The organism is Citrobacter sp. B72, from assembly GCF_016894305.1.
GTDB lineage: Bacteria > Pseudomonadota > Gammaproteobacteria > Enterobacterales > Enterobacteriaceae > Citrobacter > Citrobacter portucalensis.
This window is the reverse complement of the sequence record NZ_CP069801.1, coordinates 2099039-2120043: the sequence shown is the minus strand read 5'-3', so window position 1 is coordinate 2120043 and position 21005 is coordinate 2099039. Positions and strand designations below refer to the sequence as shown.

22 protein-coding genes are annotated in these 21005 nt (G+C 52.0%); 9 read left to right on the top strand and 13 right to left on the bottom strand.

Translation table 11 applies throughout. The annotated features are described in order from the left end of the window. The first annotated feature begins 10 nt into the window (after nucleotides 1-10). The 3 genes from rsmF (at nucleotide 11) to JQN59_RS10130 (ending at nucleotide 2030) form a co-directional block, all read left to right on the top strand. Nucleotides 11-1399 (top strand): 16S rRNA (cytosine(1407)-C(5))-methyltransferase RsmF, encoded by a 1389-nt coding sequence (gene rsmF / locus JQN59_RS10140; protein WP_204528211.1) that lies wholly within the window; start codon nucleotides 11-13, stop codon nucleotides 1397-1399. Between the two features lie 100 nt (nucleotides 1400-1499). Continuing rightward, a complete protein-coding gene (locus JQN59_RS10135; protein ID WP_165612495.1) occupies nucleotides 1500-1736 on the top strand; it encodes a YebV family protein in 237 nt (78 codons plus the stop codon). A gap of 102 nt (nucleotides 1737-1838) precedes the next feature. Further along, nucleotides 1839-2030 carry a YebW family protein gene (locus JQN59_RS10130; protein ID WP_003034941.1) on the top strand — a complete coding sequence of 64 codons (192 nt, stop codon included), beginning with the start codon at nucleotides 1839-1841 and terminating at the stop codon, nucleotides 2028-2030. Here the strand turns inward: JQN59_RS10130 and pphA are convergent, their stop codons facing one another. The 4 genes from pphA to yobA all read right to left on the bottom strand — a co-directional run bounded on the left by pphA (nucleotide 2031) and on the right by yobA (nucleotide 4694). After that, a complete protein-coding gene (pphA, locus tag JQN59_RS10125) occupies nucleotides 2031-2672 on the bottom strand; it encodes a protein-serine/threonine phosphatase (RefSeq protein ID WP_149607415.1) in 642 nt (213 codons plus the stop codon). A 412-nt stretch (nucleotides 2673-3084) separates the two neighbouring features. After that, the gene (locus JQN59_RS10120) at nucleotides 3085-3423 is read right to left on the bottom strand and encodes a YebY family protein (protein ID WP_003833793.1); all 339 of its coding nucleotides are present in this window, start codon (nucleotides 3421-3423) and stop codon (nucleotides 3085-3087) included. Between the two features lie 20 nt (nucleotides 3424-3443). Next, the gene (copD, locus tag JQN59_RS10115; protein ID WP_008785042.1) at nucleotides 3444-4316 is read right to left on the bottom strand and encodes a copper homeostasis membrane protein CopD; all 873 of its coding nucleotides are present in this window, start codon (nucleotides 4314-4316) and stop codon (nucleotides 3444-3446) included. A gap of 3 nt (nucleotides 4317-4319) precedes the next feature. Beyond that, complete coding sequence (gene yobA, locus JQN59_RS10110; RefSeq protein ID WP_003833799.1) at nucleotides 4320-4694, bottom strand: CopC domain-containing protein YobA; 375 nt, start codon at nucleotides 4692-4694, stop codon at nucleotides 4320-4322. A gap of 143 nt (nucleotides 4695-4837) precedes the next feature. Between yobA and JQN59_RS10105 the strand changes: the two genes are divergently transcribed. The 3 genes from JQN59_RS10105 (at nucleotide 4838) to exoX (ending at nucleotide 6517) form a co-directional block, all read left to right on the top strand. Next, nucleotides 4838-5068 carry a DNA polymerase III subunit theta gene (locus JQN59_RS10105; protein WP_003034925.1) on the top strand — a complete coding sequence of 77 codons (231 nt, stop codon included), beginning with the start codon at nucleotides 4838-4840 and terminating at the stop codon, nucleotides 5066-5068. Nucleotides 5069-5174: 106 nt separating this feature from the next. Continuing rightward, entirely contained in the window at nucleotides 5175-5831 is a 657-nt protein-coding gene (locus tag JQN59_RS10100; RefSeq protein WP_008785043.1) for a carbon-nitrogen hydrolase family protein, read from the top strand. Between the two features lie 23 nt (nucleotides 5832-5854). Then, complete coding sequence (exoX, locus tag JQN59_RS10095) at nucleotides 5855-6517, top strand: exodeoxyribonuclease X (protein ID WP_003833802.1); 663 nt, start codon at nucleotides 5855-5857, stop codon at nucleotides 6515-6517. On the opposite strand, the gene ptrB is transcribed toward exoX, so the two are convergent. The 4 genes from ptrB to yebG all read right to left on the bottom strand — a co-directional run bounded on the left by ptrB (nucleotide 6508) and on the right by yebG (nucleotide 10168). Then, nucleotides 6508-8562, bottom strand: a complete 2055-nt coding sequence (ptrB, locus tag JQN59_RS10090; RefSeq protein ID WP_188110089.1) for an oligopeptidase B — start codon at nucleotides 8560-8562, stop codon at nucleotides 6508-6510. The genes exoX and ptrB overlap by 10 nt on opposite strands. 86 nt (nucleotides 8563-8648) lie before the next feature. Beyond that, nucleotides 8649-9308, bottom strand: coding sequence for a tellurite resistance TerB family protein (locus JQN59_RS10085; protein ID WP_048235202.1), 660 nt, complete (start codon nucleotides 9306-9308; stop codon nucleotides 8649-8651). Between the two features lie 94 nt (nucleotides 9309-9402). Beyond that, nucleotides 9403-9756, bottom strand: coding sequence for a protein YebF (gene yebF, locus JQN59_RS10080; protein WP_020996626.1), 354 nt, complete (start codon nucleotides 9754-9756; stop codon nucleotides 9403-9405). A gap of 121 nt (nucleotides 9757-9877) precedes the next feature. Further along, a complete protein-coding gene (yebG, locus tag JQN59_RS10075; protein ID WP_032943780.1) occupies nucleotides 9878-10168 on the bottom strand; it encodes a DNA damage-inducible protein YebG in 291 nt (96 codons plus the stop codon). Nucleotides 10169-10300: 132 nt separating this feature from the next. Here yebG and purT point away from each other — a divergent pair, with 132 nt between their 5' ends. Next, on the top strand, nucleotides 10301-11479 hold the full coding sequence (purT, locus tag JQN59_RS10070) for a formate-dependent phosphoribosylglycinamide formyltransferase (RefSeq protein ID WP_149607413.1): 1179 nt from the start codon (nucleotides 10301-10303) through the stop codon (nucleotides 11477-11479). Nucleotides 11480-11546: 67 nt separating this feature from the next. Here purT and kdgA read toward each other — a convergent pair whose 3' ends face one another. The 3 genes from kdgA to zwf form a co-directional block, all read right to left on the bottom strand. Further along, entirely contained in the window at nucleotides 11547-12188 is a 642-nt protein-coding gene (gene kdgA / locus JQN59_RS10065; RefSeq protein WP_003034901.1) for a bifunctional 4-hydroxy-2-oxoglutarate aldolase/2-dehydro-3-deoxy-phosphogluconate aldolase, read from the bottom strand. A gap of 34 nt (nucleotides 12189-12222) precedes the next feature. Next, a complete protein-coding gene (edd, locus tag JQN59_RS10060; protein ID WP_008785050.1) occupies nucleotides 12223-14034 on the bottom strand; it encodes a phosphogluconate dehydratase in 1812 nt (603 codons plus the stop codon). Between the two features lie 233 nt (nucleotides 14035-14267). Further along, nucleotides 14268-15743 carry a glucose-6-phosphate dehydrogenase gene (gene zwf / locus JQN59_RS10055; protein WP_048216177.1) on the bottom strand — a complete coding sequence of 492 codons (1476 nt, stop codon included), beginning with the start codon at nucleotides 15741-15743 and terminating at the stop codon, nucleotides 14268-14270. A 364-nt stretch (nucleotides 15744-16107) separates the two neighbouring features. Here zwf and JQN59_RS10050 point away from each other — a divergent pair, with 364 nt between their 5' ends. Both JQN59_RS10050 and pyk read left to right on the top strand, forming a co-directional pair. After that, nucleotides 16108-16977: a MurR/RpiR family transcriptional regulator gene (locus JQN59_RS10050; RefSeq protein WP_003034893.1), complete on the top strand. Its 870-nt coding sequence runs from the start codon at nucleotides 16108-16110 to the stop codon at nucleotides 16975-16977. A 119-nt stretch (nucleotides 16978-17096) separates the two neighbouring features. Next, nucleotides 17097-18539: a pyruvate kinase gene (pyk, locus tag JQN59_RS10045; RefSeq protein WP_003034890.1), complete on the top strand. Its 1443-nt coding sequence runs from the start codon at nucleotides 17097-17099 to the stop codon at nucleotides 18537-18539. 46 nt (nucleotides 18540-18585) lie between these two features. Here pyk and lpxM read toward each other — a convergent pair whose 3' ends face one another. Together lpxM and mepM are read right to left on the bottom strand one after the other, a co-directional pair. Continuing rightward, the gene (gene lpxM / locus JQN59_RS10040; protein ID WP_048216176.1) at nucleotides 18586-19557 is read right to left on the bottom strand and encodes a lauroyl-Kdo(2)-lipid IV(A) myristoyltransferase; all 972 of its coding nucleotides are present in this window, start codon (nucleotides 19555-19557) and stop codon (nucleotides 18586-18588) included. Nucleotides 19558-19676: 119 nt separating this feature from the next. Continuing rightward, entirely contained in the window at nucleotides 19677-20996 is a 1320-nt protein-coding gene (gene mepM / locus JQN59_RS10035) for a murein DD-endopeptidase MepM (RefSeq protein ID WP_003833825.1), read from the bottom strand. Between the last annotated feature and the right edge of the window lie 9 nt (nucleotides 20997-21005).

The following is a 21005-nucleotide window of genomic DNA, read 5'->3' as shown; positions in this document are numbered from 1 at the left end:
TCTGACTCAAATGCGTGAAGCAATGCCTTCCACGCTCTCATTCGATGAATTTCTCGCTGCCTGTCAGCGCCCGTTGCGCCGCAGCATTCGCGTCAATACGCTGAAAATCTCCGTTGCCGATTTCCTCGCGCTGACAGCACCTTACAACTGGTCTCTCACCCCGGTTCCCTGGTGTGCTGAAGGCTTTTGGATCGAGCGCGATGATGAAGAGTCAGTGCCGCTCGGCAGCACCGCAGAACATTTAAGCGGCCTGTTTTATATTCAGGAAGCCAGTTCAATGCTGCCAGTCGCAGCACTGTTCGCCGAAGGCAATACCCCGGAACGCGTAATGGATGTTGCGGCAGCCCCCGGCTCCAAAACCACGCAAATTGCCGCAAAAATGAATAATCGAGGCGCCATTCTGGCGAATGAGTTTTCTGCCAGTCGCGTCAAAGTCCTGCATGCCAATATCAGCCGTTGCGGGATAGCCAACGTCGCCCTGACCCATTTTGACGGACGCGTATTTGGCGCTGCGTTGCCGGAGTCATTTGATGCCATATTGCTCGACGCACCGTGTTCCGGTGAAGGTGTGGTGCGTAAAGACCCCGATGCGCTAAAAAACTGGTCTGTAGAAAGTAATCTGGAAATTGCCGCGACCCAGCGCGAATTACTCGACAGCGCCTTCCACGCCCTGCGTCCCGGTGGCACATTGGTTTACTCGACCTGTACGCTTAATCGTGACGAAAATGAAAATATCATGCAGTGGTTGATTGAGACCTACCCTGATGCCGTCGAGTTTTTACCTCTGGGCGATTTATTTCCGCAGGCCGAACGCGCCCTGACGCCGGAAGGATTCCTGCATGTATTCCCGCAGATTTACGATTGCGAAGGTTTCTTCGTTGCGCGTTTGCGCAAAATAGCTGCAATCCCTGCACTACCTGCGCCGAAGTACAAAGTCGGTAACTTCCCGTTTAGCCCGCTTAAAGGACGCGAATCTGCGCTTGTCACGCAAGCCGCGAGCGCTTGTGGACTGCAGTGGGAAGATAATTTGCGCCTGTGGCAGCGCGATAAAGAGATCTGGCTGTTCCCGACTGAAATTGAACCTCTGATTGGCAAGGTTCGCTTTTCTCGACTCGGGATCAAACTGGCCGAAACCCACAATAAAGGGTATCGCTGGCAGCATGAGGCCGTTATCGCCCTCGCCGACCCGAACCACAGCCATGCATTCGAACTGACCCTTGCCGAAGCGGAAGAGTGGTATCGCGGTAGAGATGTTTACCCGCAAACCGCACCGACAAGTGACGACGTACTGGTTACGTTCCAGCATCAGCCGATCGGTCTGGCAAAACGCATTGGATCGCGACTGAAGAATAGCTACCCGCGCGATCTTGTCCGGGATGGCAAACTCTTTACGGGATAACGCACGTTTTTACTGGCGCTTTTGCTAACGTTGACTACGCTGAAAAATGGACGCCCTAACTGGTCGTACCACAACCAGCAAATTAACGGAGAGCACGATGATGAAAACCAGTGTGCGCATTGGCGCTTTTGAAATCGACGACGCCGAGTTACATGGCGAATCGCCGGGGGACCGAACGTTAACCATTCCGTGTAAATCCGATCCGGATTTATGTATGCAACTGGATGCCTGGGATGCCGAAACCAGCGTCCCGGCCCTGTTGAACGGAGAACATTCAGTACTATTTCGCGAACACTACGATCGTAAGTCAGATGCCTGGATCATGCGCCTTGCCTGATTCAAAAAGAACCCGTCGCCAGACGGGTTATTTCTTGGTTAATTTCCCTCATCTATCAACATCTTCTACACTACAGGTATGGCTTTACCATTTGAGGATGGAATGTTCACGCTGGTTCTTTTTGTGTGCTATCTGGATGGCGGTTGTGAAGATATCGTGGTTGATGTCTACAAAACTGAGCAGCAGTGCCTGATATCGATGGACGATCAACGTATTCGTAACGGCGGATGTTTACCTGCGGACGACTACATCGACAGTTTCTGGCATCCGGCCCAGGAATACAGCGATTTTTGATTATTGCAGTTGTACCAGCGTTAACTCGCCGCCAAATACAGCACCGGTATCAATATAGTGTAAATTCTCGCGATCCAGCCGATGGCGCAGCGGCGTGTGGCCAAACCAGAAGTGATCCGCGCCCTGAATCGCACAACCACTGTTCATCAGCCTCGAACGGTCCCACAGCACGCGCTGTAAATCGATCTCTTTTAGCCACTGATAATCATCATCCGGGTAATCGGCATGAGCAATAACGTGTATACCGTTCTGACAATGCAGCTCCAGTATCCAGGGTAACTGCCAACACGCTTCAAGAGCAAATTTCGCTGCCGGTTGCTCCGCCTGCTCGAACCACGAGCCACCATTCATAAACCACATGAATTGATCCCTCGTCGCCAGCGCGTCCAGCGCCATCTGTTCATGATTCCCCCTGACCGCGACAATCCAGTGTTTACGCAGTAGTTTCAGACAACGCAAACTGTCTGGTCCACGGTCGATAACATCCCCCACTGAAACCAGCAAATCCTGCCAGGGATCAAAACGGTACTGGCGCAGCTTAGCCATCAGCATCGAGAAGCATCCGTGGATATCCCCAACCACCCAGACGTGACGCCACTGCGTACCGTCGATTCGTTGATAGATATTGCCAGGTCGTCCCATGTCGCCTCCAGAGTACAAGGGTACCTGATTATAATTTTAGCAATGTTGGTAAAAAAGCCTGGACGATCGTGGGCAGGAGTATGGTATGGTTTATGGAGAATGCAGCATGCAATACGCCGTGTTTTGCCCTGGATGGCATCGCATTCGCCACATAAAAAGAGACCGAATACGATTCCTGTATTCGGTCCAGGGAAATGGCTCTTGGGAGAGAGCCGTGCGCTAAAAGTTGGCATTAATGCAGGCTAAGTTACCCTGCCATTTAAGAATAGATGACAGCGCCAGGTTTTCCAGTCCGCGACTAAAGTGGCCGGAAAAAAAGGACGTTTGTTACGCATCCAAACGCAAAAACCGCAAGTTCTCCTGCGAGATGCTTGCGGTTTTTTATTGGAAATCAGAGCGCTACATCTGACAATTAGCAGAGCTTTTCTGCACGCTCTACAAACGGTGCCAGGCTCATTTTTTCGCCCGGTTTCGCCGGATCATCGATCTGGATAATCTCGATCGGCTTTGCCGTGGTTTTTCCGCTCTCCACCTGCTGTCTGGCGACATCATTCAACGGGTATTGCACCAGCGTACTGGGATTGATGACATACAGCGCGTTACCTGGACGGCAGGTCAGCATCACCTCTTCCCGATTAAACGCCCACTTATCTTTGCCAACCTCAAAACGGCTGACGGTAATGACTTGCGGCGCAGCCAGCGCGGCTCCGGAGCTTGCCAGGAGTAATAAAGAGATAATGATTTTTTTCATGCGTTTCGCCAGTCCATTAATCAGAAAGGTTCAAGGGTTGCAAACAAGCTGACAATCGCCAGCACAACTGCTCCTATACCCCATTCCAGCTTGGTCATCCAAATAAAATAGAGAGTCATACCGCGGTTATCCTGCCGCATACGTGGTACCAGAACATACCGATTCACCAGCGCAATCGCCACCATTAACATGACCAGGGCACCTTTTAACAAAAGCAGTCGCCCGTAAGCCATGTGCCAGGGAACAGAAAAACCGACAATAAACAGCGCATTCATAATACCGGTTAGTAAAACACCGATAACGAAAAGATGCCCATAGCGTGAGAAGCGCATCATGGTACTGATGGCCTGTTCCCGCCAGCGACCTTGCGCCATTCGCATACAGTAAAGTACGGGCAGCAAACCGCCGAACCAGGCGGCAGCGCATACCAAATGTAAGGCGTGGTTAACCTGCTGGATTGCGCCAGGGATACCGCTGTGCAGCGTCGCATGTCCGACGCCAGCCAGCAAAATAAACTGCGCAATTGTCAGCATTAACAGCAGTCGCGGCATGCTACGCGGCACCATGATGGTCACCACCAGCGTGACCAACGCGAGGATAATCTGCCATAACCAGACGCCGCCAAATTGCGTTTGCAACACGGCGAGCCAAACATCAGTAGAGACAACATCCCGCCAGCCTGAGCCCATTAACCCACCCTGAATCGCCAGCATCAGCGTCGCGCTGATAAAGCTCCACGTTGCAGCATGCCTTTGCAGACGTAAAAAACGACGCATCATTAAACGACGAACCGAAACGGGGGCCAGCCATGCGCCGTAAAGCGCACAGCCAAACACCAGCATCAAAGCGGTAAAATGGATAAACCGTAGCGCAACCCAGGTAAATGCCAGCATTGGTTATTTCACGCTAAAGGTATATTGCCCCTTCGTCTTGTGACCATCCACGGAGACAACGTGCCAGTCGACCGTATATTTTCCTGCTTCAAGCGTTTGATCAAGCGGAACAATCAGCTGCGTTTTGTCCTGCTCACTGCGCGATGCCTTGCCCGTTTTGATCTGTTCTTTGTTAGGACCGGTCAGCGTTGCGCCGCTGAATCCCGGCTCTACGCCTTCAGAAAAATTCAGCGTCAACGCCTGAGGAGATGCCGCAACTTCAGCGTTAGCCGCCGGACTTTGTTTTGTGAGGTGGGCATGCGCCAATGCCGCAGGTGTTGCCAGGACGCTGGCGAGTACGATGAGCGCGTTGCGAAGCATAGATGCAGATGAAGCCATTTCAACTATTCCTTTTTGTTATGTCTAACCTGTAGAGAATAACCTTCTACAATGGTCGAGTCGAGAATCATCATTTCTGTCTTGCCATTAACGCACACTCTTAGTAACTTTGCGCGCCGAAAGACAGAGAAAAGGAGAAGCCCATGAACATCAATCTGGCCAAACTTGAGCAAGCGGAAATGGACAAGGTCAATGTCGATCTGGCTGCGGCTGGAGTGGCATTTAAGGAACGATACAATATGCCCGTTGTTGCAGAAGTTGTTGAACGCGAACAGCCAGAGCATTTACGCGACTGGTTCCGCGAAAGACTCATCGCGCACCGCCTGGCATCCGTTTCTCTTTCACGTTTACCTTACGAGCCTAAAGTTAAATAAAACTTATATTACGTTACGATTCCTTACATGACGCCTGCTACAGTATAAGCATATTCTTAATCCACACATTAAGGATGGTTGTAGACACTATGAAAAGGAAATCATTATGTCATACTGGAAAATCGCAGCAGCACAATACGAACCTCTTCACACCTCAGTTACCGAACATGTCGCGCATCACCTGCAATTCATTCATGCGGCAGCTCAATGCCAATGTGAATTGCTGGTCTTCCCTTCCCTCTCATTGCTGGGTTGTGTTGATGAGAATGACGCGCTTCCTGCCCCACCCGATGAAGCGCTGTTAGAACCTCTCGCACATGCCGCCGCGACTTATCGCATGACGATAATTGCGGGACTACCGGTAGAACATAACAACCGGTTCGTGAAAGGCATTGCACTTTTCTCTCCCTGGATGACTTCGCCACTAACCTTCCATCAGAGCCACGGGGCCTGTATTGCCAGACAGCGAAATGCCATCAGCGTTGTAGATAGCCAACCGGAAGGCATAGATATCGACCCGGCCTATTCGCTGTTCACCAGCTGCCAGTCAGTCAGTGAACCGGAACTGCTCTCCTCTACATCTCGCCTACAAAGTTTCTCACATAAATTCGCCATCGCGGTATTAATGGCCAATGCGCGGGGTAGCAGTGCGTTATGGGATGAACGAGGTCGATTGATTGTTCGCGCAGACAGCGGTTCGTTGCTGTTAACCGGCCAACGCACGCCACGGGGTTGGCAAGGTGATATCATTCCATTACGCTAGTCGTTTTGGGTCAGGAGCATGGCATGTTGCGCATAATAGATACAGAAACCTGTGGTCTACAGGGAGGCATTGTTGAAATTGCTTCTGTCGACGTGGTTGATGGAAAAATAGTCAACCCCATGAGCCACCTGGTACGCCCTGACCGCCCCATCAGCCCACAGGCGATGGCTATCCATCGCATTACTGAAGCAATGGTGGCCGATAAGCCATGGATTGAAGACGTCATCCCGCAGTATTACGGCAGCGAGTGGTACGTGGCGCACAATGCCAGCTTTGACCGCCGCGTATTGCCCGATATGCCCGGGGAATGGATTTGCACCATGAAGCTCTCCCGTCGGTTGTGGCCGGGGATCAAATACAGCAACATGGCGCTGTATAAATCGCGCAAGCTGAGCGTCCAGACGCCAGCGGGTCTCCACCATCACCGCGCCCTGTACGATTGCTACATTACTGCGGCACTGCTGATCGACATCATGCAGACGTCAGGCTGGACAGCCGATCAAATGGTCGATATTACCGGCCGTCCCGCGTTACTCACTACTTTCACTTTTGGTAAGTACCGCGGAAAACCGGTATCGGAAGTGGCTGAGCGCGATCCGGGCTATCTGCGCTGGTTATTTAATAACCTTGACAATATGAGCCCGGAACTGCGATTAACGCTAAAACACTATTTGGATCACGCCTGAGCAGGCAGCGTTCCCTGCGCCAGTCCAATCAAAAAAGCGTACTCAAGGGCCACGCCTTCGTAAGATTTAAAACGCCCGGATTTACCGCCGTGTCCGGAATCCATATCTGTGCAAAGTAGCAGCAAACGATCGTCCGTTTTCAGCTCACGCAGTTTTGCCACCCATTTTGCTGGCTCCCAGTATTGCACCTGGGAATCGTGTAATCCCGTCGTGACCAGCAGATGTGGGTATGCCTGCGCGGTTACATTGTCATACGGGCTGTAGCTTTTCATATAGGTGTAATACTCTTCGTCCTGCGGATTCCCCCACTCTTCAAACTCACCGGTCGTCAGGGGAATTGATTCATCGAGCATTGTGGTTACCACATCGACAAATGGCACCTGAGCAATAACACCATGGAAGCGTTCCGGGCGCTCATTAATGGCGACGCCCATTAACATGCCTCCGGCGCTTCCGCCCATGCCATAACATAACTCAGGCGCGCCATAGCCCATTTTTAGCAACGCATCACAAACGTCGAGGTAATCATTAAAAGTATTTTTCTTGTGCAGAAACTTACCGTCCTCGTACCACTGTTGTCCTAATTCACCACCACCACGCACATGCGCAATAGCATAAACAAAGCCGCGATCCAGTAAGCTCAAACGGCTGCTGCTGAAATCGGCGTCCATGCTGGCGCCATATGAGCCATAGCCATAAACGAGTAACGGATTTTTTCCTTTCAGGAAATACTTTTGATGATAAACCAGCGAAACCGGAACCTCGGTGCCATCACGCGCGGTTATCCATAGGTGTTCGCTACGGTAATTCGCTGCATCAAATCCGGGGACCTCCGTCTGCTTAAGCACACGACGTTCCCCGGTGTCCATATCCAGTTCAAACAACGTGTCCGGGGTGGTCATGGAGGAATAGCCATAGCGCAGACGCGATGTCTCCGGCTCTGGATTATAGGCAAGCCAGGTCACATAAGCCGGATCGTCAAAGGCGATCCCGACCACTTCGCGCGTTTTACGATTAATCTGTCGTAGGCTGGTTAAGCCGCGCTGACGCTCTTCTACCACCAGCCAGTCAGTGAATAGCGTAAAGCCCTCCAGCATCACATTGTCGCGCGCAGGGATCAGCGTCTCCCAGGCTTGCTCATCACGAACGCGGGTACGATACAGGCCGAAATTTTTCCCCTGACGGTTGGAGCGCAGATAAAAATTGTGTTGATAGTGATCGAGACTGTATTCATGGTCTTTGCGTCGCGCTAAAAAGACCAACGGTTCGGCATCCGCCAGTTCTGCGTCAAGCAGTAAAACCTCACTGGTGGTCGCGCTGGCGATATGAATAACCACATAGTGTAGCGAGGTGGTTTTATGCAGGCTGACATAAAACATATCATCGGCTTCTTCATACACCAGCTCATCCAGTGACGATGGCGAGCCGACCGTATGTCGCCACACCTGATACGGCAATAACGTTGTTTCGTGCTTGCGCACGTAATAGAAAGTCTGAGAATCATTCGCCCAGACCAGATCCGCTTCGACGTTTTCCAGCACTTCCGGATACCAGTTGCCGCTTTGCAGGTTGCGAAAACGCACGCCATATTGCCGGCGAGAGAGATAATCTTCTGCCAGCGCCATGATGGTGTTATCCGGAGATATCGCCAGTCCTCCCAGCGTATAAAACTCGCTGTGTGCCGCGCGCTGGTTCCCATCCAACAGAGTATCCCAATCATCCCACTCTTCATTGAAAGCAGACTGACGCTGATAAATAGCATATTCGCACCCCGGTTCATAAATATGCCGGTAGCGATAACCATTCTTCACATAGGGGGCGGAAGCATCCTGAGGCGGGATACGGTCGATAATTTCTTTCAGGACGCGATCCTGCAAAGCCTGCTGCGAGGCCATAACCTGGCGGCCATACGCATTTTCTTGTTGCAGATAATCCAGCACTTCTGGCTGCGAGCGGGTGTCATCTCGCAGCCAGTAATAATTATCAACACGAGTATCGCCATGCTGCGTCATGGCGCGGGGAATACGAGAAGCTTTTGGTAGCATGTCATTGTTCTTTTGCTTAAACATCCTATAAGGGTGGCAAAAGACAGCAATGATGCAAGCGAAACATGCGCCTTAGCGGTAAGTAATTAACCCGGTAAAGCCTGTTTTTGTTCTTTGAGATCCTGTTCAATGCCTTCACGAACATCCTGCGGGATCTTCAACGCATCGCCCAGCGCATTGAGATAGCTACGCTCCATAAAGTGGTCGATATCAATCGCCGCACAGCTCAGGAAGTAAATTTCTAGCGCTTCTTCTTCGTTGCGGATCCCTTGCGCCAGGCGCTGGGGATCTAACGGTTGTTCAATGGCTCGTTCAATCAGAACGCGGCCCTGCTCTTCCACGCCCGCTTCACGAAGCTGCTGCTCAATGGCCGCTCGTTCTTTAGCATCAATATGACCGTCGCTTTTCGCCGCAAAAACCAGCGCCAGGATCAGACGCTCGGTTCGCTCATCCAGCGGTGAGCTTTGTACGCCGAACTGCGGCTCATCCTGATGCGCAGCGCGAACTTTATCTTTGTATTTGTTCCATAACACGGTACCGGCAACCGCGCCGCCGCCCACCAGAAGCGCGCTGGTGCCGTATTTACTCAGTAATTTACGTGAAGATTTGTTGGCAACCAGTAATCCTGCCAGACCGCCTAACGCGCCTGGAACCAGAAGTTTACTCAGCCCTTGCTCGCCAGAAGATGACGTGGAGGATCCTTTTTGCCCAAGAAGAGATTGTAGTTGATTCAGCCAATTAGCCATTTTGCCCCTCAAGTACAGACGAATAATCATCAAAGCGTACCCGAGGGGATGTCAGGAAGTGTTCAGGTCATCAAAAGATGTGCAAATACCTGCGTTACTGCGGCTGATACTCCGCCGTTCCGGCTTTGCAGTCGACTTTTACCTGATAGTGAATATCCGCGCTTTTACCGCGAACCGTCAGGGGAACTGACCATTTCCCGTCTTTGCCCGTAATATCGGGCGTGTTGACCCAGGCGACAGGGTCGGCTTGCCCGACGAGTTTTTGATCGTCAGCCCAGCGCGCGATGCGATTTTGCTGATAGTCACGTTTCACGCTTGCCGCAATACCGTCAGCATCCAGTCCTTCGCACTTGGGGAACTGAACATTCTTGCTTTCCATATTTGCCGCAAATACCGATACGCTGGCAGACAATAACAGCAGGCTCAATAACGCTCTTTTTTTATACATTCTTTTCTCCTTAATCTCCCCTTCGTCCTTCAGGTTGCCTGCGGCAACGTGAAATAACGTCAGAGATTGCACAATGATTCAGGGAAAAGCATGGTACAAAACGTCAGGAGCGCAAGTCGTTTCAGGCAGCCTGAGTATCATCCTCAGTGTGTGCATCGTTTTCGACAGCCTGTGGCGAAGGAAGCTTGCCGTTTTTCAGAATGGCGCTCAGCACATCTTTTTGCTCAGCCAGCCACAGGGAAAGAGCTTCACGCTGCTCGTCTTCGAGCGCTACCGGCGATTGCTCCAGCCATGTGTCGAGCAGATCTGCTGTATCCAGCATTTTGTCATACGCATCGGCTTCCTTTTTGCTGGTAAACGACATTTTTTCCTCACCTTCCCGAATGACTACGTATTTAACTTCAACCGCCATTTTTGCAGCCTCTTAAATTAACTGTATTTATGTACAGTATATTCTTTTTAAGCCCTTAAATCAACCTAGTAATAAAGACAGACGCAAACGTTTTCGTATATACTGCGCTCAGATAAAACAGGGGATTAATTTATGACGTTATTAGGCACAGCGCTGCGTCCCGCAGCAACGCGAGTGATGTTATTAGGTTCAGGTGAACTGGGTAAAGAAGTGGCGATTGAATGCCAACGCCTGGGTGTGGAAGTCATTGCCGTGGATCGTTACCCCGACGCGCCAGCCATGCACGTTGCCCATCGCTCCTATGTAATTAACATGCTGGATGGCGAGGCATTACGCCAGCTTGTCGAACGTGAAAAACCACATTACATCGTGCCGGAAATAGAGGCGATTGCCACGGATATGCTGATCAAACTGGAACAGGAAGGTCAACACGTTGTGCCTTGCGCACGAGCGACCCAACTGACCATGAACCGGGAAGGAATCCGTCGCCTCGCAGCCGAAGAATTGTCTTTACCCACATCATCTTTCCGTTTTGCAGACACCGAAACACGATTTCGTGAGGCCGTTGCCGAAATCGGCTATCCCTGCATTGTGAAGCCGGTAATGAGTTCTTCCGGCAAGGGGCAGAGCTTTATCCGTTCAGTCGATCAGCTCACCGAGGCGTGGAACTATGCTCAACAGGGAGGCCGGGCAGGCGCCGGACGCGTTATCGTCGAAGGCGTAGTGAATTTTGATTTTGAAATCACTCTGCTAACCGTCAGCGCCGTTGATGGTGTGCATTTCTGCGCGCCGGTAGGTCATCGCCAGGAAGATGGCGATTATCGCGAGTCCTGGCAGCCGCAGCAGATGAGTGACCTGGCGCTTGCGCGCGCGCAGGAGATTGCCCGCAAGGTGGTACTGGCGCTGGGCGGTCACGGACTGTTTGGCGTGGAGCTGTTTGTCTGCGGTGATGAGGTGATTTTCAGCGAAGTCTCCCCTCGCCCTCACGACACGGGTATGGTGACCTTAATTTCGCAGGATCTGTCTGAGTTTGCCCTGCACGTACGTGCATTTCTCGGTCTGCCCGTTGGCGAAATCCGCCAGTATGGACCTTCTGCTTCCGCCGTTATTCTGCCGCAACTTACCAGCAAGAATATCACATTTGATAACGTGCAAGCCGCTGTAGGTGTGGGTATGCAAGTGCGTTTCTTTGGCAAGCCGGAAATCGACGGAAGCCGTCGTCTGGGCGTTGTGCTGGCCACAGCACAGAACATTGAAGATGCGGTGATACGCGCGAAAGACGCAGCCGCACAGGTGAAAGTTGCAGGATAAAAACCAGACCCGTAGGCCGGATAAAGCATTGATGCCGTATCCGACCTACGGTTTACGCATTAACGGCTTACTGCTTCGCGCCTTCTACTGCTTCACGAGCCAGCTTGGTAATACGATCGTAATCACCCGCTTCCAGCGCATCCGCCGGAACCAGCCAGGAACCACCGATGCACAGCACGCTTTTCAGTGCCAGGTAGTCACGGTAGTTCGCCGGAGAGATACCGCCGGTTGGGCAGAAACGCACCTGAGAGAACGGACCCGCAATTGCCTGCAGCGCTTTGGTACCGCCATTTGCTTCAGCAGGGAAGAATTTGAACTCTTTCAAACCGTAGTCCATACCCAGCATCAGTTCAGACACGGTGCTGATACCAGGGATCAGCGGAATAGTGCCTTCCGTTGCGGCTTTCAGCAGCGGCTCGGTCAGGCCCGGGCTGATAGCAAACTGCGCACCGGCTTCGGTCACTTCAGCCAGCTGTTGCGGATTCAGTACAGTACCTGCACCAACGATAGCGTCCGGAACTTCTTTTGCGATCGCGCGAATGGCATCCATCGCACATGCGGTACGTAAGGTCACTTCCAGAACGCGCACGCCGCCTGCAACCAGCGCTTTTGCCATCGGCACTGCGTGTTCCAGTTTATTAACCACGATAACCGGTACAACCGGGCCAGTGGTCAGGATTGCTTCTGCACTTGTCTTCCAGTTTTTCATCAGAGTTTTCTCTCGCCTGATTACAAAATAAGTCTTAAAAAGTGATACAGGTTGCGCCCTGTTCCGCACCGGACAGCTTTTCACGCAACGCGCTGAACATTTCACGGCCTGTGCCCACGCGCGATGCGCTGAGGTCAGGAATGTGAGGCTGACGAGAAGCAAGTTCCTCTTCATCAACCAGCAGCGTCAATTCACCTGTCTGTCCATTCACACGAATGATGTCGCCATCGCGTACTTTTGCCAGTAGCCCGCCATCATAGGCTTCTGGGGTTACATGGATTGCTGAAGGCACTTTACCTGAAGCACCTGAAAGTCGTCCATCGGTAACTAACGCAATTTTGAAACAACGGTCCAATAATACACCAAGTGGCGGCATGAGTTTATGTAATTCTGGCATTCCGTTTGCTTTTGGTCCCTGATGGCGCACAACGACTACGCAATCACGGTCGAGCAGTCCCGCATCGAAGGCCGGCAATACATCATGCTGACTTTCAAAAACAACCGCGGGCGCTTCAATTACCTGATTTTCTACCGGAACCGCCGACGTTTTCATCACAGCACGTCCGAGGTTACCGCTCAGCACTTTGGTACCGCCGTGGTGGGAGAATGGCTGATCGATGGTAGCAATCACATTGCTGTCCAGCGACTTCGCCGCCCCTTCACGCCAGTCCAGCTCACCATCGTTGAGCCAGGGTTCCATGGTGTAACGCGATAAACCAAACCCGGCAACGGTGTTCACATCTTCATGCAGCAGACCCGCGTTCAGCAGTTCGCGCATTAACACCGGCACGCCACCCGCTGCCTGGAAGTGGTTAATATCTGCCGGACCATTCGGATACAGACGCGCCATCAACGGCACGATATCGGACAGATCGGAGAAGTCGTCCCAGTTAATCAGAATCCCGGCTGCACGCGCCATCGCAACCAGGTGCATTGTATGGTTGGTTGACCCCCCGGTCGCCAGCAGCGCGACAATACCGTTCACCACTACTTTTTCATCGATCATTTTACCGATCGGCATCCATTCATTGCCGTTGCCGGTCAGACGCGTTACCTGACGAGCAGCCGCGGCGGTCAACGCTTCGCGCAGCGGGGCATCCGGGTGTACGAATGAGGACCCTGGCAGTTGCATCCCCATAAACTCCACCACCATCTGGTTGGTGTTTGCCGTGCCATAGAACGTACAGGTCCCCGGTGCGTGATAAGACGCCGCTTCGGATTCAAGCAGCGCCATGCGATCGACTTTGCCTTCAGCATACAGCTGACGGATACGCACTTTTTCTTTGTTCGCCAGACCGCTCGCCATCGGACCGGAGGGAATAAAGATCGAAGGCAGATGACCAAATGACAGTGCCGCCATCACCAGACCCGGGACAATTTTGTCGCACACGCCAAGGAATAACGCGCCGTCGAACATATTGTGTGAGAGGCCGACAGCAGCCGACATCGCAATCACTTCGCGACTCAGTAACGAAAGCTCCATCCCATCCTGTCCCTGGGTCACACCGTCGCACATCGCAGGAACACCGCCAGCGACCTGGCCTACCGCATTGGCTTCATGCAGCGCTTTACGAATGATGTCCGGATAATGTTCGTACGGCTGATGTGCGGAAAGCATGTCGTTATAGGAGGTAATGATCGCGATATTGTTACGCAGCATGCTTTTCAGCGAGGCCTTGTCATCCGGCTGGCAGGCAGCAAAACCATGCGCCAGGTTACCGCACGCCAGCTGTGAACGATGAACGGTAGTCGATTTCGCTTGTTCAATACGGGCAAGGTAGGCGGAACGCGTGTCGCGAGAACGTTCGACAATACGTTTTGTTACGCGTAACAAATTCGGATTCATAGAGGCTCCTAAAATTTATCTGTCAGAGCGTTGGATCAACAATGTGTTTCAGTTGGGTTAAAAACAGCTGAATCGCTTGTTAGCCGTAGCTCAGGGGCAAAATCGTTTCAGGCAGTGTAATAAAAAAAGCCCCGCGGGTGAATCCACGCGGAGCTTAAAAGTGCAAAAATTATTCTACAATCTGTGTTAGATCATGTTACCGGTAAAATAACACCTATGGGCTAGATGATATTTTACTCGAATTCGTTCCAGGAACGACCATCACGGGTAATCATGGCCACAGAGGCAACTGGTCCCCAGGTCCCGGCCTGATACGGCTTCGGTGCATCGTTGTCCATTGCCCAGGCTTCGGTAATGGAATCGACCCACTTCCATGCTTCTTCAACTTCATCTCGACGCACAAACAGCGCCTGAATGCCGCGCATCGTTTCAAGCAGCAGGCGCTCATAAGCGTCGGCCAGATGCGTTTGGTTGAAGGTTTCGGAGTAGCTCAGGTCAAGTTTGGTAATTTGCAGGTTATGCTTGTGATCCAGTCCCGGCACTTTGTTCAGTACCTGGATATCGACACCTTCATCAGGCTGCAAACGAATAGTCAGCTTGTTCTGCGGCAGGTCCTGCCAGGATTCTCTGAACAGGTTCAGCTCAGGCGTTTTGAAGTAAACCACCACTTCAGAGCACTTGGTCGGTAAACGCTTACCGGTACGCAGGTAGAACGGTACGCCCGCCCAGCGCCAGTTATCGATATCCACACGGATCGCCACAAACGTTTCCGTGTTGCTGCTCTTGTTCGCGCCTTCTTCTTCCAGGTATCCCGGAACTTTTTTGCCCTGGGCAAAACCGGCGGTGTACTGACCACGAACTGTCTTTTCACGTACGTTCGAACGATCGATACGACGCAGTGATTTCAGTACTTTCACTTTTTCATCACGGATGCTGTCTGCGCTCAGATCGGACGGCGGAGACATCGCGATCATGCACAGGATCTGCAGCAGGTGGTTCTGGATCATGTCGCGCATTTGACCGGCCTGGTCAAAGTAGCCCCAGCGCCCTTCAATGCCCACTTCTTCCGCCACGGTAATTTCTACGTGGTCGATAGTGCGGTTATCCCAGTTATTCACAAACAGGGAGTTGGCAAAACGCAGTGCCAACAGGTTCAGTACCGTCTCTTTGCCGAGATAGTGGTCGATGCGGTAAACCTGGCACTCTTCGAAATACTCGCCAACCTGATCGTTGATTTCACGGGATGTTGCCAGTGACGTGCCCAGCGGTTTTTCCATCACCACGCGGGCAGGCTTAGCATTCAGCTTTGCTTCACCCAGACCTTTGCAGATCGCGCCAAAGGTGCTTGGCGGCATTGCGAAATAGTTGATGGTGGTACGCGATTTTTGATCCAGCATTTTGCCCAGACGCTTAAACGCGGCGGTGTCGTTGACGTCCAGGTTACAAAACTCAAGACGACCGCTGAGGGTTTCCCACAACCTTTCATCAATTTTTTCTTTCATGAAGGTTTCGAGCGCTTCGCGCACAACCTTGGTATAGGCTGCTTTGTCCCAGTCGGCACGCCCAACCCCAATGATGCGGGTATCCGGGTTAATCTGGCCGGCCTTTTCCAGTTGATACAGGGAAGGCAGCAATTTCCGTCGCGCCAGGTCGCCCTTCGCGCCGAAAATGACCAGATCACATGCCTGGGCTGTTTGCGTTACCGCCATGTCATTCTCCTCAATTAAGTGCCTGGTGCTTTTGCCAGACACTGGTTGTAATTTTATTACAGTGCACTGTACTGCTTTTACGTGAATCCGGAAACCGTAAACGCTTATCCAGCCGTGCTGTTACCGCGAACAGCCGCTTTATTGACGTATAACCCATCAAAATGGATAAAAAAGTCGTCTTTTTCGTACCCATGAAGAAGTATGAAAATCCGACTCCGATCATGTAATGAAAAAAAACAACAACTATTTTGTCCATTTTGTCCCGTTGCTGCACTAGCAGGGGTACTATCTACCAGAGTTACCGCTCGATTTCTCCTTATCGTTGAAATCGTTTTTGCCCATGACCCATGAGTCTACCTACATCATGAATATGCTGGAAAAAATCCAGTTAAAACTGGAACATTTGAGCAAGTCAGAGCGTAAAGTCGCCGACATTATTCTTGCCTCTCCCGAGCGGGCAATTCACTCAAGCATCGCTGCGCTTGCTGTAGAAGCCAACGTCAGCGAACCGACGGTGAACCGTTTCTGTCGTAGCATGGATACGCGCGGCTTCCCTGATTTTAAACTGCATCTGGCACAAAGTCTGGCAAATGGTACCCCTTATGTTAATCGCAATGTGGATGAGGATGACAGCGTAGAATCTTATACGGGGAAAATCTTCGAATCGGCGATGGCAAGCCTTGACCACGTTCGTCAGTCGCTGGATAACGCGGCGGTAAACCGGGCGGTAGATTTGTTAACCCAGGCGAAGAAAATCGCCTTCTTTGGTTTAGGTTCTTCCGCCGCGGTCGCACACGACGCGATGAACAAATTTTTCCGCTTTAACGTACCGGTAATCTATTCCGACGACATTGTCCTGCAACGGATGAGTTGTATGAATTGTAGCGACGACGACGTCATTGTGCTTATTTCTCATACCGGAAGAACCAAAAGTCTGGTTGAACTGGCGCAGTTAGCAAGGGAAAACGACGCTATGGTTATCGCCCTCACCTCTCCCGGGACGCCACTGGCGCGTGAAGCCACGCTGGCTATTACCCTCGATGTGCCGGAAGATACTGACATTTATATGCCCATGGTCTCTCGACTTGCTCAACTGACCGTGATAGATGTGCTGGCTACAGGATTTACTTTGCGCCGAGGGGCAAAATTTAGAGATAACTTGAAGCGTGTCAAGGAAGCGCTTAAGGAATCGCGTTTTGATAAAGAATTACTCATCAAGAGTGATGACCGCTAAAAGCAATAACAATGTTCTACCCTTTTATCATCCGGGTCGTTCATTTTACCGTTAATGTTTGAGAACGGCCGGATTAATGTTCACGCAACACCTAGTTGTTTCAGTCAACGGAGTATTACATGTCCAGAAGGCTTCGCAGAACCAAAATCGTTACCACGTTAGGCCCGGCAACTGACCGCGATAACAACCTTGAGAAGATTATCGCCGCGGGTGCGAACGTCGTACGTATGAACTTTTCCCACGGCTCCCCAGAAGATCACAAACTGCGGGCGGATAAGGTCCGTGAAATTGCCGCAAAACTGGGACGTCATGTAGCTATTTTGGGTGACCTGCAGGGACCTAAAATCCGCGTATCTACCTTTAAAGAAGGTAAAGTTTTTCTTAATGTTGGCGACAAGTTCCTGTTAGACGCCAACCTCGGTAAAGGCGAAGGCGACAAAGAAAAAGTCGGCATTGATTATAAGGGACTGCCTGCAGACGTCGTGCCTGGCGACATCCTGCTGCTCGACGACGGTCGCGTACAGCTTAAAGTGCTGGAAGTTCAGGGCATGAAAGTCTTCACCGAAGTCACTGTCGGTGGCCCGCTGTCCAATAACAAGGGCATCAACAAACTGGGCGGCGGTCTCTCTGCTGAAGCCCTGACCGAAAAAGACAAAGCCGACATCATTACCGCTGCGCAAATCAGCGTTGACTATTTGGCTGTCTCCTTCCCGCGCTGCGGCGAAGATCTAAACTATGCCCGCCGTCTGGCGCGCGACGCCGGTTGCGATGCGAAAATTGTCGCCAAGGTAGAACGTGCAGAAGCCGTCTGCGACCAGAATGCGATGGATGACATCATCCTGGCTTCTGACGTAGTGATGGTAGCCCGTGGCGACCTGGGTGTTGAAATCGGTGACCCTGAGCTGGTAGGTATTCAGAAAGCGTTGATTCGCCGTGCGCGTCAGCTGAACCGTGCGGTCATCACCGCCACACAGATGATGGAGTCGATGATCACCAACCCAATGCCGACTCGTGCGGAAGTGATGGACGTGGCTAACGCCGTCCTCGACGGCACCGATGCCGTAATGCTCTCTGCCGAAACAGCAGCAGGTCAGTACCCGGCGGAAACCGTCGCGGCAATGGCGCGCGTTTGCCTGGGTGCAGAGAAGATCCCAAGCATCAACGTCTCTAAACACCGCCTTGACGTGCAGTTTGATAACGTTGAAGAAGCGATTGCGATGTCAGCGATGTACGCTGCTAACCACCTGAAAGGGGTCACCGCTATCATCGCTATGACGGAGTCTGGTCGTACTGCGCTGATGACTTCTCGTATCAGTTCCGGTCTGCCAATTTTCGCGATGTCTCGTCATGAACGTACGTTGAATCTGACCTCTCTGTATCGCGGTGTCACCCCGGTTCACTTTGACAGCGAAACAGATGGCGTCGTTGCCGCCAATGAAGCAGTGAACCTGCTGCGCGATAAAGGCTATCTGGTTTCCGGCGATCTGGTGATCGTGACACAGGGCGATGTGATGAGCACCATTGGCTCAACTAACACCACGCGTATCCTGACCGTCGAGTAACACCAGAGTTTGATGTAAAAAAGCCTCTCGTTTGAGAGGCTTTTTTTTATTTCTTCGGATAGAGATCTTTGCGCTTATAGGGCTCAATCTCGCCGGGTTTACGCGTCTTAAGCAGTTTCAGTATCCAGGTGTATTGTTCGACATGAGGCGTGACAAAAATCTCCACCTCTTCGTTCATTCGTCTGGCAATGGTGTGGTCATCCGCTGTCAGGATGTCATCCATCGGAGGACGGACCTTAATCGTCAGGCGGTGAGTTTTACCGTCATACACCGGAAACAGCGGCACTACACGCGCGTGGCAGACCTTCATCAAGCGACCAATTGCCGGTAACGTTGCTTTATAGGTAGCAAAAAAATCGACAAACTCGCTGTGCTCAGGCCCGTGGTCCTGATCCGGGAGGTAGTATCCCCAATATCCCTGACGTACAGACTGAATAAACGGTTTGATGCCATCATTACGCGCATGTAATCGACCTCCGAAACGACGGCGTACCGTGTTCCAGACGTAATCAAATACCGGGTTTCCCTGATTGTGGAACATTGCTGCCATTTTCTGTCCCTGGGAAGCCATCAGCATCGCCGGGATATCTACGCCCCAGCCATGAGGAACGAGAAAAATCACTTTTTCATCGTTGCGGCGCATCTCTTCGATGATTTCAAGGCCCTGCCAGTCAACCCGATTCTGAATTTTCTCCGGCCCGCGCAGGGCGAGTTCCGCCATCATGACCATCGCCTGAGGGGCGGTCGCGAACATCTCATCAACAATGGCTTCGCGCTCAGCTTCGCTGCGTTCAGGAAAACAAAGGGATAAATTGATCAGCGCTCTGCGACGTGAGCTTTTTCCCAAGCGTCCAACCATCCGTCCGAGCTTTGCCAGAATAGGATCGCGAAATGACGCTGGCGTTAACGCAATCCCAGCTATCGCCGCTACACCCAGCCAGGCGCCCCAGTAGCGCGGATGGCGAAATGATTTATGAAACTCAGGGATATACTCAATATTCTTTTTTTTCGTTTCCATGCTCTTCCAGTGTCTGGTGCCGCGAAAAGTAAATCTGCTGATAGTGTAGCGGCGCACCGTGCGCCGTACAAAATAAAAAAGCCGGCACGCATCGCGTACCGGCTTTATCAGTGTGCTAATTAATCAAAACGTAGCTGAGGCATAACTTCTTTCACCTGCGCCAGATAATCGGTGCGATCCGAGCCGGTCAGACCTTCTGTACGCGGCAGTTTAGCCGTCAGAGGGTTCACGGCCTGCTGGTTGATCCACACTTCGTAGTGCAGATGCGGACCAGTTGAACGTCCCGTGTTACCTGACAGCGCGATACGATCGCCACGTTTCACTTTTTGACCTGGTTTCACCAACAGCTTGCGTAGGTGCATATAACGGGTGGTGTAAGTGCGACCATGACGTACCGCAACATAGTATCCGGCAGCGCCGCTACGCTTCGCTACAACCACTTCACCATCGCCTACCGACAGTACAGGCGTCCCCTGCGGCATCGCAAAGTCGACACCTTTGTGTGGCGCTACGCGTCCAGTCACCGGATTCAGGCGACGCGGGTTAAAGTTCGAGGAGATGCGGAACTGTTTCGCCGTCGGGAAACGCATGAAGCCTTTCGCCAGCCCGGTACCGTTACGGTCATAGAACTTACCGTCTTCAGCACGGATGGCGTAATAGTCTTTGCCTTCAGAACGTAAACGCACGCCCAGCAGCTGGCTTTGCTCGCGCTTACCGTCCAGCATTTCGCGAGACATCAGCACTGAGAACTCATCGCCTTTTTTCAGTTTGCGGAAATCCATCTGCCACTGCATGGCCTTAATCACCGCGCTGATTTCAGAGCTGGTCAGTCCGGCCTCTTTGGCGCTGGCGACGAAGCTTCCGCCCACCGTGCCTTTGATACGGCTGTTAACCCAATCGCCCTGCTGCATTTCGCTGCTCATTTTGAAACCTGTCGCAGTGCGATCGTAAGTGCGGGTTTCACGGCGGGACACTTCCCAGGTCAGACGCTGCAGGTCACCTTCCGCGCTTAAGGTCCAGGATAACTGCTGACCAATTTTCAGATTGCGCAGTTCTTTATCGGAAGCAGCGAGCTGACTGATGTCGCCCATATCGATGCCGTACTGATTAAGAATACTGCTCAGAGTATCGCCTGTGGAGACGACATACTCATGCACGCCGGCTTCACCAGACGTTTTGTCATCCAGTTCATCCTGCGGAATGGCTTCGTCTTCCTGCGCGGCCTGATCGATAGGTTCACTGGCCTCAGGCAACAGTGAACGAATTTCGCTTTTTTCCAGCTCGATAGTTTTAACGATGGGTGCTGAATCGGGATGGTAAACATAAGGCCGCCAGACGGCGACGGCCAATGTCAGTACGGTAAGCGACCCCAGCATAACGCGATGGGGTCGCGGCAGATTATTAAATGCCAGAGCGACAGAGCGGGCTATCTGTTGCACGTATTCACT

Excerpts from the sequence above, each read along its gene's own strand:
- rsmF (WP_204528211.1), top strand. The coding sequence starts at position 11 with ATGCGTGAAGCAATGCCTTCCACGCTCTCATTCGATGAATTTCTCGCT.
- JQN59_RS10135 (WP_165612495.1), top strand. The coding sequence starts at position 1,500 with ATGAAAACCAGTGTGCGCATTGGCGCTTTTGAAATCGACGACGCCGAG.
- JQN59_RS10130 (WP_003034941.1), top strand. The coding sequence starts at position 1,839 with ATGTTCACGCTGGTTCTTTTTGTGTGCTATCTGGATGGCGGTTGTGAA.
- pphA (WP_149607415.1), bottom strand. The coding sequence starts at position 2,672 with ATGGGACGACCTGGCAATATCTATCAACGAATCGACGGTACGCAGTGG.
- JQN59_RS10120 (WP_003833793.1), bottom strand. The coding sequence starts at position 3,423 with ATGAAAAAAATCATTATCTCTTTATTACTCCTGGCAAGCTCCGGAGCC.
- copD (WP_008785042.1), bottom strand. The coding sequence starts at position 4,316 with ATGCTGGCATTTACCTGGGTTGCGCTACGGTTTATCCATTTTACCGCT.
- yobA (WP_003833799.1), bottom strand. The coding sequence starts at position 4,694 with ATGGCTTCATCTGCATCTATGCTTCGCAACGCGCTCATCGTACTCGCC.
- JQN59_RS10105 (WP_003034925.1), top strand. The coding sequence starts at position 4,838 with ATGAACATCAATCTGGCCAAACTTGAGCAAGCGGAAATGGACAAGGTC.
- JQN59_RS10100 (WP_008785043.1), top strand. The coding sequence starts at position 5,175 with ATGTCATACTGGAAAATCGCAGCAGCACAATACGAACCTCTTCACACC.
- exoX (WP_003833802.1), top strand. The coding sequence starts at position 5,855 with ATGTTGCGCATAATAGATACAGAAACCTGTGGTCTACAGGGAGGCATT.
- ptrB (WP_188110089.1), bottom strand. The coding sequence starts at position 8,562 with ATGCTACCAAAAGCTTCTCGTATTCCCCGCGCCATGACGCAGCATGGC.
- JQN59_RS10085 (WP_048235202.1), bottom strand. The coding sequence starts at position 9,308 with ATGGCTAATTGGCTGAATCAACTACAATCTCTTCTTGGGCAAAAAGGA.
- yebF (WP_020996626.1), bottom strand. The coding sequence starts at position 9,756 with ATGTATAAAAAAAGAGCGTTATTGAGCCTGCTGTTATTGTCTGCCAGC.
- yebG (WP_032943780.1), bottom strand. The coding sequence starts at position 10,168 with ATGGCGGTTGAAGTTAAATACGTAGTCATTCGGGAAGGTGAGGAAAAA.
- purT (WP_149607413.1), top strand. The coding sequence starts at position 10,301 with ATGACGTTATTAGGCACAGCGCTGCGTCCCGCAGCAACGCGAGTGATG.
- kdgA (WP_003034901.1), bottom strand. The coding sequence starts at position 12,188 with ATGAAAAACTGGAAGACAAGTGCAGAAGCAATCCTGACCACTGGCCCG.
- edd (WP_008785050.1), bottom strand. The coding sequence starts at position 14,034 with ATGAATCCGAATTTGTTACGCGTAACAAAACGTATTGTCGAACGTTCT.
- zwf (WP_048216177.1), bottom strand. The coding sequence starts at position 15,743 with ATGGCGGTAACGCAAACAGCCCAGGCATGTGATCTGGTCATTTTCGGC.
- JQN59_RS10050 (WP_003034893.1), top strand. The coding sequence starts at position 16,108 with ATGAATATGCTGGAAAAAATCCAGTTAAAACTGGAACATTTGAGCAAG.
- pyk (WP_003034890.1), top strand. The coding sequence starts at position 17,097 with ATGTCCAGAAGGCTTCGCAGAACCAAAATCGTTACCACGTTAGGCCCG.
- lpxM (WP_048216176.1), bottom strand. The coding sequence starts at position 19,557 with ATGGAAACGAAAAAAAAGAATATTGAGTATATCCCTGAGTTTCATAAA.